This is a genomic window from Arachnia propionica (assembly GCF_003932785.1).
GTDB lineage: Bacteria > Actinomycetota > Actinomycetes > Propionibacteriales > Propionibacteriaceae > Arachnia > Arachnia propionica_B.
Window position 1 is genome coordinate 24,634 of the sequence record NZ_RQYT01000002.1, and the last position, 13,810, is coordinate 38,443.

The 13,810-nt window shown below is 66.5% G+C and carries 15 protein-coding genes, 1 tRNA gene and 1 other RNA gene; 14 read left to right on the top strand and 3 right to left on the bottom strand.

The genetic code is table 11. The features are described from left to right. The first annotated feature begins 1 nt into the window (after window position 1). From EII35_RS01385 to EII35_RS01405, 5 genes are read left to right on the top strand one after another with little or no spacing between them, the layout of a single operon-like run. Window positions 2-859, top strand: coding sequence for a carbohydrate ABC transporter permease (locus EII35_RS01385; RefSeq protein ID WP_125226678.1), 858 nt, complete (start codon window positions 2-4; stop codon window positions 857-859). Window positions 860-875: 16 nt separating this feature from the next. Continuing rightward, window positions 876-1,904 carry a zinc-dependent alcohol dehydrogenase gene (locus EII35_RS01390; RefSeq protein ID WP_125226679.1) on the top strand — a complete coding sequence of 343 codons (1,029 nt, stop codon included), beginning with the start codon at window positions 876-878 and terminating at the stop codon, window positions 1,902-1,904. Beyond that, window positions 1,901-2,908, top strand: coding sequence for an alcohol dehydrogenase catalytic domain-containing protein (locus EII35_RS01395; RefSeq protein ID WP_125226680.1), 1,008 nt, complete (start codon window positions 1,901-1,903; stop codon window positions 2,906-2,908). The genes EII35_RS01390 and EII35_RS01395 overlap by 4 nt, the downstream gene beginning before the upstream one ends. 1 nt (window position 2,909) lies before the next feature. After that, window positions 2,910-3,665: an SDR family NAD(P)-dependent oxidoreductase gene (locus EII35_RS01400; RefSeq protein ID WP_125226681.1), complete on the top strand. Its 756-nt coding sequence runs from the start codon at window positions 2,910-2,912 to the stop codon at window positions 3,663-3,665. A 7-nt stretch (window positions 3,666-3,672) separates the two neighbouring features. Beyond that, a complete protein-coding gene (locus tag EII35_RS01405; protein WP_125226682.1) occupies window positions 3,673-4,509 on the top strand; it encodes a class II fructose-bisphosphate aldolase in 837 nt (278 codons plus the stop codon). Window positions 4,510-4,575: 66 nt separating this feature from the next. On the opposite strand, the gene EII35_RS01410 is transcribed toward EII35_RS01405, so the two are convergent. Both EII35_RS01410 and EII35_RS01415 read right to left on the bottom strand, forming a co-directional pair. Further along, a tRNA-Val gene (locus EII35_RS01410) sits at window positions 4,576-4,649 on the bottom strand. Window positions 4,650-4,740: 91 nt separating this feature from the next. Further along, complete coding sequence (locus EII35_RS01415; protein WP_125226683.1) at window positions 4,741-5,193, bottom strand: GatB/YqeY domain-containing protein; 453 nt, start codon at window positions 5,191-5,193, stop codon at window positions 4,741-4,743. A 76-nt stretch (window positions 5,194-5,269) separates the two neighbouring features. Between EII35_RS01415 and prfB the strand changes: the two genes are divergently transcribed. The 7 genes from prfB to ssrA all read left to right on the top strand — a co-directional run bounded on the left by prfB (window position 5,270) and on the right by ssrA (window position 11,139). Further along, window positions 5,270-6,385, top strand: coding sequence for a peptide chain release factor 2 (prfB, locus tag EII35_RS01420; protein ID WP_125226684.1), 1,116 nt, complete (start codon window positions 5,270-5,272; stop codon window positions 6,383-6,385). Window positions 6,386-6,504: 119 nt separating this feature from the next. Further along, window positions 6,505-7,191 carry a cell division ATP-binding protein FtsE gene (ftsE, locus tag EII35_RS01425; RefSeq protein ID WP_125226685.1) on the top strand — a complete coding sequence of 229 codons (687 nt, stop codon included), beginning with the start codon at window positions 6,505-6,507 and terminating at the stop codon, window positions 7,189-7,191. A gap of 15 nt (window positions 7,192-7,206) precedes the next feature. Continuing rightward, window positions 7,207-8,109 carry a permease-like cell division protein FtsX gene (gene ftsX, locus EII35_RS01430; protein ID WP_221739648.1) on the top strand — a complete coding sequence of 301 codons (903 nt, stop codon included), beginning with the start codon at window positions 7,207-7,209 and terminating at the stop codon, window positions 8,107-8,109. 17 nt (window positions 8,110-8,126) lie between these two features. After that, window positions 8,127-9,533 carry a M23 family metallopeptidase gene (locus EII35_RS01435; RefSeq protein WP_125226686.1) on the top strand — a complete coding sequence of 469 codons (1,407 nt, stop codon included), beginning with the start codon at window positions 8,127-8,129 and terminating at the stop codon, window positions 9,531-9,533. A gap of 23 nt (window positions 9,534-9,556) precedes the next feature. Beyond that, entirely contained in the window at window positions 9,557-10,045 is a 489-nt protein-coding gene (gene smpB / locus EII35_RS01440; RefSeq protein ID WP_125226687.1) for an SsrA-binding protein SmpB, read from the top strand. A 114-nt stretch (window positions 10,046-10,159) separates the two neighbouring features. Continuing rightward, on the top strand, window positions 10,160-10,747 hold the full coding sequence (locus EII35_RS01445; RefSeq protein ID WP_185744101.1) for a DUF1707 domain-containing protein: 588 nt from the start codon (window positions 10,160-10,162) through the stop codon (window positions 10,745-10,747). 22 nt (window positions 10,748-10,769) lie between these two features. Beyond that, window positions 10,770-11,139, top strand: a transfer-messenger RNA (tmRNA) gene (gene ssrA, locus EII35_RS01450). Window positions 11,140-11,228: 89 nt separating this feature from the next. Here the strand turns inward: ssrA and EII35_RS01455 are convergent. Next, entirely contained in the window at window positions 11,229-12,470 is a 1,242-nt protein-coding gene (locus EII35_RS01455) for an alpha-amylase family protein (protein WP_125226689.1), read from the bottom strand. A gap of 116 nt (window positions 12,471-12,586) precedes the next feature. Here EII35_RS01455 and EII35_RS01460 point away from each other — a divergent pair, with 116 nt between their 5' ends. Together EII35_RS01460 and EII35_RS01465 are read left to right on the top strand one after the other, a co-directional pair. Next, window positions 12,587-13,237, top strand: coding sequence for a TetR/AcrR family transcriptional regulator (locus tag EII35_RS01460; protein WP_185744102.1), 651 nt, complete (start codon window positions 12,587-12,589; stop codon window positions 13,235-13,237). Next, on the top strand, window positions 13,224-13,784 hold the full coding sequence (locus EII35_RS01465; protein ID WP_125226691.1) for a YqgE/AlgH family protein: 561 nt from the start codon (window positions 13,224-13,226) through the stop codon (window positions 13,782-13,784). The genes EII35_RS01460 and EII35_RS01465 overlap by 14 nt, the downstream gene beginning before the upstream one ends. Window positions 13,785-13,810 lie beyond the last annotated feature (26 nt).

Below are 13,810 nucleotides of genomic sequence, written 5' to 3' on the forward strand. Positions count from 1 at the left end.
CATGGCCGAGCAAGGAACCGCCAAACGCCGTGCGACTGCCGGAAGGCGAGGAAACCGATGGGGATGGGTGCTCACCCTCCTCGCCTGGATGTTCGGCGTCCTCTTCGTCCTCCCGGTGGCCTGGACCGTCTTCATCTCCTTCCATCGCGAGGTGGACGCGGCCACCGCGCCCCCGGACCTCCTGGCCCCCCTCACCACCGAGCAGTACGGCAGGGTGATGAACGGCAGGATCGTGCCCGCGCTGCTCAACTCCGCGATGACGGCGGGCTTCTCCACCGTGCTGGTGGTGCTCCTGGCGGTTCCGGCCGCCTACGCCACCGCGGTGAAACCCATCAGGGGTGCCAAGGGGGTTCTCCAATGGGTGCTGTCCACGAAGTTCCTGCCCCTCGTCGGGGCCCTCGTGCCCGTGTACGTCGCCTTCCAGAAGCTGGGGCTGCTCGACAACATCTGGGCGCTGATCGTCTTCTACACCGGGATGAACCTGCCCGTGGCGATCTGGATGATGCACTCGTTCCTGAGGGAGATCCCGAAGGACATCATGGCGGCCGCGGAGGTGGACGGAGCCAGCCTGTTGCGGATCCTGCGTTCGGTGGTGCTGCCCCTGGCCATGCCCGGGATCGCGGCCACCGCCCTGATCTGCTTCATCCTCTCGTGGAACGAGTTCATGTTCGCACTCAACCTGACGGGCACCGTCGCCGGGACCTCATCGGTGTTCCTGGTCAGCTTCATCACCTCGGAGGGATTGTTCATCGCGCAGCTCTCGGCGGCGTCGCTCGTGGTGTCGATCCCCGTCGTCATTGCCGGATGGGTGGCCCAGGACAAGCTGGTCCAGGGGCTCTCCCTCGGCGCAGTCAAGTAGCCCAGAAGGAGACATCATGAAGCGAGTACTCGCCCAGCGGATCGGCAGCATCGCCACCGTGGAGGCCGAACCCCCGCTGCCCGGTGAGGGTGAGGCCGTCGTCCGCACCACCTACGCCGGCATCTGCGGCTCCGACACCCACGCCGTGGCGGGCCACCACCCGCTCCTCCCGCCACCGTACGCCCCCGGTCACGAGGCCGTTGGTGTCGTCACTCGACGGGCCTCGGACGGTTCCGGACCAGAGGACGGGACCCGCGTGGTCCTCAAGCCCAACATCACCTGCAAGGAGTGCATGAACTGCGTGAAGGGCCGCAGCAACGCATGCCAGACCCTCACCTGGATCGGCTGTGACCCCTCGGGTGCCCACCCGGGTGCCATGGCGGACTTCTTCCTCGCCCCCGGCGGGAACCTCTACGCCGTCCCCGACGGCGTCACGGACGAACAGGCGGCCCTCGTGGAGTGCCTGGCGACACCGGTGCACGCGGCACGCATCGCGGGCGACATCACGGGAGCCCGGGTGGTCATCATGGGGGCGGGAACGATCGGTCTGCTCATGCTCGTGGCCGCACGGAACGAGGGGGCGGGGAGCATCGTGATGACGGACCTGGACCGGAGCAAACTGGACAGGGCCCTCCGGCTCGGGGCCGACGGGGTGGTCGACGGTGGGGATCCGGACGCCCCGAGGAGGGTGACCGAGCTCCTCGGCGACCTGGCCGACGTCGTCTTCGACTGCGTCGCGATGGAGGCATCGGCGCGGCAGTGGACGGGCATGGTGCGGCGGGCGGCGACCATCTGCGTCGTCGGTGTGCCGCCGAGGGACTTCATCGTCCCCATGCCCTACATCCAGGACTGGGAACTGCGCATCCAGGGCTGCGCCAACTACAACGAGGATGACTTCGGCCACGCGTTGTCCCTCGCCCATCTCATCCCGGCCGACGAGATCATCGCGAGGAGCTATCCCCTCGACGACGCGGAGAAGGCCTTCGAGATGGCCTCACAGCACTCCTCCGGGAAGGTCCTCGTCCGCGGCGGGGCCACCCCATGAGAGCCGCGGTCCTGACGGAGGGCGCCCATTGCGAGATCAGGGATGTCCCAGCGCCGGTTCCCGGGCCGGGCGAGATCAGGATTCAGGTGGCGGCGGCCGGGATCTGCGGTACCGACCACTCGATCCGCGTCGGCCAGTTCCCCTCGGCCCGGGGACGGCCGTTGATCATGGGGCACGAGTTCTCCGGGACGGTTGACGCGGTGGGGCCGGGAACCGGGGGGTTCGCCCCGGGGGATCGGGTCGCGGCGGATCCGAACTTCTTCTGCCGCGTCTGCGAGTGGTGCGCCCGAGGTGCCCCCAACCTGTGCGTCGCCTGGGGCGCTGTCGGACTGACGGCGCCCGGGGCCCTCGCGGAACTCGTCTGCATCCCCGCAGCCGGGGCCGTCCATCTGCCCGATGACGTCTCCTTCACGGCGGGTGCGTTGATCGAACCGCTGTCCTGCGTCCTCCACGCCTTCGACTACGCCGGGCTGCGCCCGGACTCCACCACCCTCATCGTCGGGGCGGGCATGTTGGGGCTGTCCAGCCTCATCGTGGCCAGGAGCAGGGGGCACCGGGTCCACGTCATCGAGCCCCACGCGCCACGAAGACGCCGTGCCCTCGATCTCGGCGCCGAGCAGGCCGTGGCGCCGGGGGAGTCCCTCAACGTGACGGAGTTCGACGTGGTCATCGAGGCCACCGGGGTGGGGGAGGCCGTGGTCGATGCCCTCTGTCGGTTGCGGACCCGGGGCACCTTCCTGCAGCTGGGGGCGACATCACCGGAGGTCGAGGTCGCGATCCGTCCCTTTGACGTGTTCCAGCGGGAATTGCGGATCATCGGTTCCTTCTCGGTGGCCGACCGCTACCCGGAGGCAGCCGACGTGATCCGGGACGTCGCGGACGAGTTCGAGTCCCTGGTGACCCATACATTCCCCCTCGAGGAGTTCGAGGTCGCCATGGCGACGATGACGACCCCCGAGGCGGTCAAGATCCACATCACACCCAACGAGACAGGAGCCAAGTGACATGACCGTGCAGATCGACCTTCAGGACAAGGTGGCCGTCGTCACCGGCGCCGCCCAGGGCATCGGCGAGGCCATCGCCCACGCCCTCGCTGACGCCGGGGCCCGAGTCGTGGTCGCGGACCTCAACGAGGAGCTCGGACCACGGACCGCGGAGCGGGTCGGTGGAACCTACCGCGTGCTCGACGTGACGGATTCCGCGTCGGTGGCAGCGTGCGTCGAGGGCGTCGTCGAGGAACTCGGCGGGATCGACATCTGGGTCAACAACGCGGGCATCGACATCAACGAGGCCGCGGAGGACATGACGGACGAGCAGTTCACCAAGGTCATCGACGTCAACCTCGTCGGAACCTTCTACTGCTGCCGTGAGGTGGGCAGGCACATGATCGGTCGAGGCGGCGGAGTCATCGTCAACATCGCCTCCATGTCCGGCATCATCTCGAACCACCCGCAGCCGCAGTGTGCCTACAACGCCTCCAAGGCCGCCGTCGCGATGCTCACGAAGTCCCTGGCGGGGGAGTGGGGACGCAAGGGGATCCGCATCAATGCCGTGTCCCCCGGCTACACCCGCACCGCCATCCTCGACTCGGTGGAGGCCCTCCAACCGGAGTGGACCAACCTGTGGTTCCAGGAGACCCCCATGGGACGTGCGGCCGACGTCAAGGAGATCGCCTCGCTGGTCCGCTTCCTCGCCTCCGACCATGCCACCTTCATGACCGGCAGCAATGTCGTCATCGACGGTGGCTACACCTGCTGGTGAGGCCGTCATGACGGTCGCGGACCTTCGTGAACTGGCTGCCGCTGCAGCGGCCGAGGGAGGGGGCCTGGGCGCCTTCAACGTCATTCAGCTGGAGCACGCCGAGGCCTTCACCGAGGCGGCGGTCGAGGTTGGACGGCCGGTCGTGCTGCAGATCAGCGAGAACGCCGTGGCATACCACGGTTCCCTGGAGCCCATCGCAGTTGCGACGCTGGCGGTGGCGAGGAATGCGCCGGTGCCCGTCGTCGTGCATCTGGACCATGCCGAGTCCTTCCCCCTCATCCAGGAGGCCGTGGGACTGGGCATCAACTCCGTGATGTTCGACGCCTCCCGGCTCGACCACGCGACGAACACCGAACGGACCCGCCAAGTGGTGCTGTGGTGTCACGAACGGGGGGTGAGCGTGGAGGCCGAACTCGGTGAGGTGGGGGGCAAGAACGGGGTCCACGACCCCACCGCCCGAACCGACCCCGACGAGGCGGCTCGATTCGTCGCGGACACCGGGGTGGATCTCCTGGCCGTCGCCGTCGGATCCTCCCACGCGATGGTGGATCGGGACGCGGTGCTCGACCTGGACCTCATCACGCGGATCCGGGACGCGGTTCCGGTGCCCCTGGTGCTCCACGGCTCCTCGGGGGTGAGCGATGAGGGGATGCGGGCGGCGATCCGGCACGGGATGACGAAGATCAACGTGTCCACCCACTTCAACAAGGTGTTCACCGAAACGGTGCGCCACCAACTCGTTGAGCATCCGGAACTGGTCGATCCGAGGAAATACGTCGGACCGGGGCGGAAGGCGATCACGAGGGAGGCGGCCCGCCTGCTCGCGTGGTACGCAGGAGGGTAGGAATGGACCCTGTGTGATGGGGCCGGGATCGATGGCGTCACTGCCACGATCCCGGCCCCGAACGGGTGGGCGCAGAGGGACTTGAACCCCCGACTCCCTGCTTGTAAGGCAGGTGCTCTGACCACCTGAGCTATGCGCCCGCACCCCGCTCACCGTGAGGCGGCGGCACCAGCACAATCTACTGGGCGGCCGCCGACGGTGCACCTCGGGTGCCCCGAGGGGGCGGCAGGCTCAGCCGAGCGCGGCCCGAACCAGTTGCGCGACCAGGCGGCCCTCGGCCCTGCCTGCGACCTTGGCGTTGACGGCCTTCACGATGGCGCCCATGTGCTTCATCGTCGCTTCCGGCACGGCGGCGACCTCCTCGTCGACGAGGGCCCTGACCTCGTCATCGGTCATCGGAGCCGGCAGGTAGGTCGCCATGAACTCGGCCTCCCGTTCCTCCTTCTCGGCCAGTTCGGGCCGTCCTGCCTCGGCATAGGTGGCGGCAGAGTCGCGACGCTTCCGCTGTTCCTTCGTGATGACCGCGATCTCCTCCTCGTCGCTGAGCTCGCGGGCGACATCCCCGGCCACCTCCTCGACGGTGATGGCCGCCATCATCATCCGGATCACGGACTTCGCGAACTCATCCTTGGCCCTCAGTGCGTCGGCGAGGTCGTTCTTCAACTGGGTCTTCGTGGCAGCCACTTCATTCCTTTCTCAGCTCCTGCCCCCAATTCAACCAGCCGGGGAAACCCCGGGGCTCAGGGTAGACTCACGGATCGTGGCTGAAGCTGACCTCTCCCTCGTGATCGACCAGTTGTCCAAGTCCCTCGAGTCCATCGAGGCCGTGGCCGACCTGCCCAGGCTGCGTGCCGAGATCGCCCAGCTGTCGGAGGAGGTGGCAGCCCCCGACCTCTGGGATGACCAGGAGAACGCCCAGCGTGTGACGTCGACGCTCTCGGCCCGGCAGAACGAGGTCGAGAGGCTCGAGTCGCTGCGGGGCCGACTCGAGGACGCCTCCGTGATGCTGGAACTGGCGATGGAGGAGGACGACGCCGAGACCCGGGGCGAGGTCGACAAGGAGCTGGCCCGCCTCGCGAAGGAGATCGAGGCTCTCGAGGTGCGCACCCTCCTGTCCGGCGAGTACGACTCCCGCGAGGCGCTCGTCACCATCCGGGCCGAGGCCGGGGGAGTGGATGCGGCGGACTTCGCCGAGAAGCTCATGCGCATGTACCTGCGGTGGGCGGAGCGTCACGGTCATCCCGTCGAGGTCTATGACACCTCCTACGCCGAGGAGGCGGGGCTCAAGTCCGCGACGTTCGCCGTCAAGGCCCCGTTCGCCTACGGCACGCTCTCGGTCGAGCAGGGTACGCACCGGCTCGTGCGGATCTCCCCCTTCGACAACCAGGGGAGGCGGCAGACCTCCTTCGCCGGGGTGGAGGTGCTGCCGGTCACGGAGGAGACGGACTCCATCGACATTCCCGAGGGGGACATCCGGGTCGACGTCTTCCGGTCCTCGGGCCCGGGCGGGCAGTCCGTGAACACCACTGACTCCGCCGTCCGCATCACCCATCTGCCCACGGGGCTGGTCGTCAGTTGCCAGAACGAGAAGTCCCAGCTCCAGAACAAGGCGGCCGCGCTGCGCGTTCTCCAGTCGCGACTCCTCGAACTCGCCCGAGCGGAGCGTGAGAAGGAGATGAACGCGCTCAAGGGCGATGGCGGAAATTCCTGGGGGGCGCAGATGCGTTCCTACGTCATGAATCCATATCAGATGGTCAAGGACCTGCGCACCGAGTACGAGGTGGGAAACCCGGACGCGGTGTTCGACGGTGACATCGACGGTTTCATCGATGCGGGGATCCGCTGGCGCAAGCGTTCGGAGAGCGCCGAGAGCTGATCCGCTCCGCCCTTGCGGCGTGTTGGTGTGGGCGTCGCCTTGAAGGGTGTGCTTGACTTCTAGTGGCCGTGTCCTGGGGATCACCCAGGATTCTTCCCCTAGTCGGTCGGAGATGCACAGTGATCACGTTCGAGGACGTCACGAAGTTCTACCCCGGGCAGGACCGCCCGGCGCTTCGGAACATCAACCTTGAGATCGCCAAGGGGGAGTTCGTGTTCCTCGTCGGCCAGTCAGGGTCCGGCAAGTCGACCTTCCTCCGGCTCATCCTGCGCGAGTACCGTCCCTCGACGGGCACGTTGTACGTGGCGGGAAAGAATCTCTCCAGCCTCAATCAGTGGAAGGTCCCGGCCCTGCGGCGACAGATCGGAACCGTTTTCCAGGACTTCCGACTGCTCCCCGGCAAGACCGTCTACGAGAATGTTGCCTTCGCCCTCCAGGTGATCGGCAAGCCGAGTCGCGTCATTCGCAAGATGGTCCCGGAAACCCTCGAGCTGGTGGGACTGGAAGGCAAGGAGAACCGCCTCAATGAGGAACTCTCCGGCGGTGAGCAGCAGCGTGTGGCCATCGCGCGGGCCTTCGTCAACCGCCCCAAGATCCTCATCGCCGACGAGCCCACGGGGAACCTTGACCCGGAGACGAGTGTCGGCATCATGAAGCTGCTCGACCGGATCAACCGTTCCGACACGACCGTCATCATGGCCACCCACGACTCCACGATCGTCGACCAGATGCGACGCCGCGTCCTCGAGCTGCGCCAGGGCGAGCTCGTGCGAGACCAGGCCAAGGGCGTCTACGGCGCGAACTGAGAACGAGGACTTCCAATGAGGCATTCACTTCGCGAAACCTGGTCGGGGCTCAAGCGCAACCTCGCGATGACCATCGCCGTCATCGTGACGACGTCCGTGTCCCTGACCCTGTTCGGGCTCGGGCTCCTCACCTCGCAGGAGGTCGACCTGGTCAAGTCCCGGTGGTACGACAAGATCGAGATCTCGGTCTTCCTGTGCACCGAGCGGACCTCCGGCGGCACCTGCGAGGAGGGCAAGGCCACCACCGACGCCCAGCGTGAGGCGATCAAGACCGCGCTGGAGGCCAATCCCGAGGTCAAGGAGGTCTTCTACGAGTCCAAGGCGGAGGCCTTCAAGGAGTTCCAGCGGGTGTTCAAGGATTCGCCCATCCTGGCCTCCCGCACGGAGGAGCAGATGCAGGACTCCTTCCGCATCAAGCTCGAGAACCCCGAGAACTACAAGGGGGTCGTCAGCGAGGCCGAGGGCCTCCAGGGCGTGCAGAACGTGCAGGATCTGCGTGGCGTCCTCGACCCGATCTTCAAGTCCCTCAACACCCTCCAGTGGGCGACCCTGGGCATGAGCTTCCTCCTGCTGCTGGCAGCGGCTCTCCAGATCTCCACGACCATCCGCATGGCGGCGTTCACCCGTCGTCGGGAGATCGGCATCATGCGGCTGGTGGGCGCCTCCAACTTCTACATCCTCCTCCCGTTCCTCCTGGAGAGCCTCGTGGCTGCGCTCGTCGGTGTCCTGCTCGCCAGCGGGGCGCTGACGGTGACCTACTTCGTCGTCATCGAGAACACGGCTCGGGTCAAGCTGCCCGCTCTCCCCTGGATCGGGGAGTCCCATCTCATGATGTGCATCGGTGCGATCGCCGCCGTTGGCATCGCCCTGTCCATCATTCCGACGCTTCTGGCAACCCGGAAGTACCTGAGAATCTGACCGCGAAGGAGACCAAGGTGATTCGGGATCTTCCCCCTCTGCCCGAGAACCGTAAGCTCACACGCATCAAGCGTGGCCTGGTGGCGCTCGCCCTTGGTGTGACCGTGGCGTGCGGGCCGATCGGGCCCGCAGCGGCCGACGAGCTCGACGACCGCAGGGACCAGCTCGACAAGGAGATACAGGCCCAGAACCAGGCCGTCGAGGGTGCATCCAGTGAGGTGACCAAGGCCGTGCAGGCCTTCGAGGCGGCCAAGAAGGACCTCGCGACGGCCGAGCAGGAGCTTGCCACCGCTGAGGAGGAGCGCAAGGCAGCCGAGGAACTCGACACCCAGCGGGCCAAGGAACTCGAGGCGGCCGAGGTACGCCTCGAGAAGGCGATCGCCGATGTCGACTTCGCCAAGGCCTCCTACGACGTCGTCGACCGGCGCACGAGCGAGGAGGTCAACGTTATCGCCCAGCAGAACGGCGGGTTGATGCAGCTCTCGCTCTTCGTCGGGGACGTGTCGGCCGCCGACCTGAACCAGCGCGCGCAGCTCTCGGACACCCTGTTCTCCTCATCGGCCATCGAGCTCGACGAACTGACCGAACGCCGATTCAGGATGGAGTCGGCACAGCAGGAGGCCGAGGACGCGGAGAAGGCGGCCGAGGAGGCGCGACAGGCGGCTGCTGAACAACTCAAGGTCACGGAGCAGAAGAAGCAGGAGGCCGAGACCAAGAAGGCCGCGGTCGCGAAGAAGGTCGAGGAACGTGACGCCGCCAGCAAGGCTGCCGAGGAGCAGTTGGCGGCTGAGAAGCAACGCCAGAGCGAGTTGGCCGCCGAGTCCAGCGACCTCGACCGTCGTATCCAGGAGCGCATCGCCGAGCAGAAGCGGCTGGAGCAGGAACGTATCGCCCGCGAGAAGGCCGAGGCGGAACGACGTGCCGAGGCGGAACGGAACAAGGCCACCAATTCGAGACCCACCGATTCGGGAGGGTCGTCCAACGGCGGGGGTGGCGGTTCCGGATCGACCTCCTACAGCAGCGGCTCGGGATTCATCCGTCCGGTCAGCGGCAGCCTGAGTTCCCCCTACGGGATGCGACTGCATCCGGTGCTGGGGTACTGGAAGCTGCATGATGGCACCGACTTCGCGGCCCCGTGTGGCGCGGAGCTGCGTGCACCCGCCGACGGTACGGTGGTCGAGAAGTACTTCAACGCCGGCTACGGCAACCGACTCATGATCGACCACGGCAAGGTGAACGGCGACTACGTCACCACGGGATACAACCACGCCACCCACTACGTGGTCTCGGTGGGGCAACACGTCTCCAAGGGACAGGTCGTCGGCTACGTGGGCTCCACGGGCTACTCGACGGGATGCCACCTGCACCTCATGGTGTGGGAGAACGGCAACCGGGTTGATCCCATGGCCCGCTGGTTCGACTGAGTCGCGCGTGGCATGATTGCACGATGCCCAGGGAAACCGGACGCACGATGGTTGCGCAGAACAAGAAGGCCCGACACGACTACGAGATCGGCGAGTCGTTCGAGGCCGGCCTGGTGCTGACCGGCACCGAGGTGAAGACGTTGCGTCTGGGAAGGGTGAGCCTTGCCGAGGCCTACGCCACGGTCGATGACGGGGAGGTGTGGCTGCGCAACGTCAACATTCCCGAGTACGAGTTCGGCACCTGGCGCAACCACTCGGCAACACGATCCCGGAAGCTGCTCCTGAACAAGCGTGAGATCGCCCGGCTGTCGCGGGAGACCGAGGCGACGGGACGAACCATCGTGCCACTGTCCCTGTACTTCAAGGACGGCTATGCGAAGGTCGAGATCGCGGTGGCGACGGGCAAGCGCGATTGGGACAAACGCCAGTCCATCGCCCAGCGCGATGCCGACCGGGAGGCCCAGCGTGCGTTGCGGGCCAGGAACCGGCTGGGTGCCGGACGCAGGAGGTAGTACCCCGGTGACGGCCCGTGCCATGGGTACGCGACCGGGGGCCCGACGCCGCCAGGGCACGATCAGGGCGAACCCCCATGGAGTCCGATCCCATGTGGGTGCATCATGGATGACATGACTGACCCGATGCTCTCGACCCTCGTCACCGACATTCAACGGGATCGTGCGGTCGAGTATCTGCAGCGGGCCTACGCAGCGAACGTCATCTCGGACGAGATGTTCGAGGAGCGCCTCGGGCTGGCTCTCACCGCAACGACCCGCGCGGAACTCAACGCCTCCCTCAAGGGGTTGGCGAGGGTGGCCCCGGCGATGTTGACGCAGGCTCCCACAGTGCAGGACACACCCTTCGACGGGGCGCGCAACGTGGTGTCGGGTTTCATCCATCTGGGGACGCTGCCCTCCTGCTTCATCATCCCAGCGGTGGCCAAGGCGTTGGCCCCGAACGGCTCCCGGATCTCGCTGGAGGCCTCGCGGGCGATGTGCTTCCAGTTCAGCGCCGTCGTCTACGGCGGAATTGCCATCCTGCTCACGATCATGGGCTTCACCCCACCAGCCCTGCTGTTCGTCGGGTTCGTGGCCTGGGGGCTCATGACCCTGTGGTTGGCGATCCGGGCCTTCAACGGGGAGCGGAGCACGGAGCTGATCGAGAAGCTCATGCTCATGCGGCCCATCGAGGACAGGACACGTGGTCGGATGCGCTAGACTTGCTTCGTACAACTCAAGAGGGGATGACTGGTTTCGACTTGGACGGTGGTTCGAGGAGAAGCGGGCCGAGGATCCACGCTCATCTCGTAAACGATGTGTGGAAACCAACAAGTGCCAAGAACAATCGCACTGACTTCGCTCTCGCTGCCTGATCAGCGATCGAAGGGTCACGCCCGGGTTTAGCCTTCGACCCGGTGCCTGGCCTCATTTCAGAAGGCTTGCTGAACGACCTGCGCCGCGGGGGTCGTTCGGGACTTCACTGCGGCTGGGCCTGGCTGCGACTTGCTGACATGAGTGCAGGGGCTGAGTGAACCGTCACGTCAGCTGCGCCCGGAGAAGCCCTGGTTCGCCTTTCAAGGACGCGGGTTCAATTCCCGCCATCTCCACGTTTCCGTCCGCCGGTTCACGGCTGACATCCGACGCGCCCCGCCGGGGGCGCGTCGTCGCGTTTCCGGGCCCGTCTCGCGGGCCGTGGGCCTCAACCAGAGGTCCACACCACGGTCCCGAAGGGATCCGTGACCGTTGCCCGAGGCATGTTCGACAGATCCAGCTCGACCTCGAGGGACTGGGAACCGTCCTCCGAGGAGGTGCGGTACCGATAGCGTTCGTTCTCGACGACGAGGGGCTGCGTCCGGGCGCGGAGCAACCATGGGTACCGTCGCCTCATCCCGATGAGTTCCTGATGTGCTCTCACCATGTCGTCCCCCAAGGAGGACATGCCGTCGGGGGCCTCCGGGAAGCTGGGGCGGATCGCGTCATCGCCGCCGAGCCCTTCCTCCTTGACGCCGGTGCATCCCTGCTCGTCCCCGTAGTAGATCGACGGGATGCCCCCGACCGTCATGAGGATGGCCAGGGCCAGCGCCGAGCCGTCCTGGCCGACCCTGGAGGCGATCCGAGTGACGTCGTGGTTGCCGATGAAGGTCTGCGGGACGAAGTGCTCCAGGAAGGTGTTGTGTCGTTGCAGGGACCAGTCGAGTTCGAAGAAGTTGCGATCGACGATGGACGACCAGATTGCCTTCCACAGTTCGTACTGGGTGACGGTGTCGACCCCGGACCGACTCACGAAGTCCGTGTAGTCACCGTGCAGGACCTCGCCCAGGAACCATGCGTCCGGGTATTGGTCGCGCACGGGGGGCAGGACCTGGGCCCAGAACTCGGGTGCCACGGAGTAGGCCGCATCGAGCCGCCAGCCGTCGGCACCGCGTCCCAGCCAGTACGTCATCACGGAGCGGACGTGGTCCCGGACGGCGGGGGAGGAATGATCGAAGCGGACGAGTGAGTCGTGACCCTCGAACACTCGGGGCGTGGGAGCTTCGGCCGTGCTCCTGTCGATGTCGAACAGCCGCCGGGTGGGATCGGGATCCGGTGAACGCAGTTCCGCCTCCACCCGGGGGTGTCCACGGCCGACATGGCTGAACACCCCGTCGAGGACGAGGCGAAGGCCTCGGGCCCGGCACTGCGCCACCAGGTCGTCGAAATCCTCCAGGGTGCCGAGCCGCGGGTCGATGCCGAGGAGATCGGTGGTGTCGTAGCCATGGGTCTCGGACGCGAAGATGGGGCCGAGAAGCAGGCCCGAGCACCCGAGGGCGATGGCGTGATCGAGCCAGGGGATCAGGCGCCGCAACCGTGGTCGTGGGGTGCCGTGGTCCTCACGGATGGGGGCGCCCGTGAAGCCCAGCGGGTAGACGTGCCACCAGATGGCGTGATCGATCCAGCCCATCCCTGCCTCCGTTCCGGGGGGTACGACATCGAATGTAGCGCGCATCGCGACAACGATTCATGAACTTGGTTCAACAAGCCCTGTTGAAGTGGATTCAACAAGGCTACAGTGAGGCCATGAGCCCACCTGACAAGGAGGGGCGTCGGAGACTCCGGCCCGACGCGCGGCGAGCGACGATTCTCGCCGCGGCGAGGGAACTCTTCCTTCAACGTCCCTACCGTGACGTCACCATTGCCGCCGTGGCCCAGGCGGCGCAGAGTTCGACGGGTCTGGTCTACCGATACCACGAGAGCAAGGAATCGTTGTACGCCGAGCTCATGCTGGAGTCCGTGATCGATCTCATGGCCCGTCACGTGGCGGCACAACGTGCCACACCGCCCGGAGCCGGCCCGGGAGTGCTGGTTCGGGTGGCTCTCGAGGTTCACTTCGACCATGTGGCCTCCCGCTCGGGAGCGTGGATGTCGCCCCACTGGAGTCAGGCTGAGGAACCGCCCATGATGCGTCGGCTTCGGGACGAACTGCGGGAGCGGTATGCCTCAGGCCTGGTCCGGCTGATCGGTGGGGTCAACGGGCGACGGGAGGAGTACGCGGTCTGGGGTTGGCTGGGGCAGGTCGAGGCAGCAGGTCATCGGTGGTTGGAACTCGGGTGTCCCGCATCCGATCGGGAACCCCTCATGAGTTCCCTGCTCCAGGGGCTCGCTGGCGCCCTCGGGGGTGCGTGGTCCCGTTCGGAACGTCCGGCACAATGGCGTCATGCAGCTGGGTGAGCCACGAGCGGGACAATTGCTCATCTCCCGGGATCCGGGGGATGGCAGTTATTTCGACCGGAGTGTGGTCCTGCTCCTCGATCATGACGACGAGGGCTCCATCGGAGTCTGCCTCCACCAGCCGGTCACCCGAAGACTTCCCGAGACCCTGGAGCAGCTACGCCCTCTGCTGACACCGCCGGCTGATCCCTTCGAGGGCGGTCCCGTGAATGAGGATGCCGTCGTGGGGTTGGCCCAGCTGCGCAGTCCCGGATCCCGTCCACCCGGATGGAGTCCGTTGTTCGACGACATCGGGACGGTGGAGTTGGGGAACCGTGCCGAGGACATCGACGGCCACTTCTCCCACCTCCGGCTCTTCGTCGGCCTTTCGGGGTGGGGCCCCGGCCAGCTCGTCTCCGAACTCCTTCGCGGGTCATGGTTCCGCACGAGGGCCACGCCGGAGGAGATCTTCGCCACGCCTGACCGGTTGTGGCAGCGGGTCCTCAGGCGGTGTGGGGGTGAGTGGGGATTGTGGTCCACCTGGACCCCTGAGCCGGGGCTGAACTGATTCCGACGGATACGCCCTACCATGGA